The organism is Pseudomonas sp. PA-4-8C (assembly GCF_021606625.1).
Classification (GTDB): domain Bacteria; phylum Pseudomonadota; class Gammaproteobacteria; order Pseudomonadales; family Pseudomonadaceae; genus Aquipseudomonas; species Aquipseudomonas lactis.
Window position 1 is genome coordinate 1 of record NZ_WKCD01000588.1, and the last position, 660, is coordinate 660.

The following is a 660-nucleotide window of genomic DNA, read 5'->3' on the forward strand; positions in this document are numbered from 1 at the left end:
AGATCCCACTTCTTCAGGATCTTGCCGTAGGTCCCGTCATCAATCATGCCCTGCAACGCTTCACTGATCGCCGTGACCAACTCGGTATTGCTCTTCTCAATCCCAAGCCCGGTGAACTGCTTGGAAATCGCCAGCCCCACCGGCTTGTACTTGCCCTTGTCCAGCGCCATCAAATAAGGAATCGTCTCGCTGCCCTGCATCGCCGCATCCAGGCGGTTCTGCTGCAACTGCGCCCGGGCATCCGCCGAACCTTCGGTGCCGATCACCACGATTGCCGGCTTACCGGCCGCTTCGCAGTTTGCCTTGCTCCAGGCGGTAATTTCCGACGGCCAGGTGGTGCGGCGGCTGGTGCCGACTTTTTTACCGCACAAGTCGGTCAATTCCTTGATCTCTTCGCGCTTGGCCAGGGTGTACAACTGTGGGCCGCTGGTGAAGTAGTCGACGAAGGTCACGGCCTTCTGGCGCTCGGCGGTGTCGCTCATGCCCGACAGCACGATATCGACGCGCTTGGTGGTCAGGCCGCTGAGCATTTGTTCGAAGCCGGTTTCCTGCCATTTGATCTTCACGCCCAGGCGCTCGGCCAGGGCGTTGCCCAGGTCGAAGTCAAAACCAGTGAGCTTGTTGGTGGCCGGGTCCTTGAAGTCCATCGGCGGGTAGTTC

Annotated in this window: 1 protein-coding gene; it reads right to left on the reverse strand. The window is 60.0% G+C overall.

Features of this window, described 5'->3' with window-relative positions; genetic code table 11:
* The coding region (locus GIW04_RS31145; RefSeq protein WP_236479669.1) for an ABC transporter substrate-binding protein at positions 1-660 on the reverse strand (660 nt) is incomplete at both ends.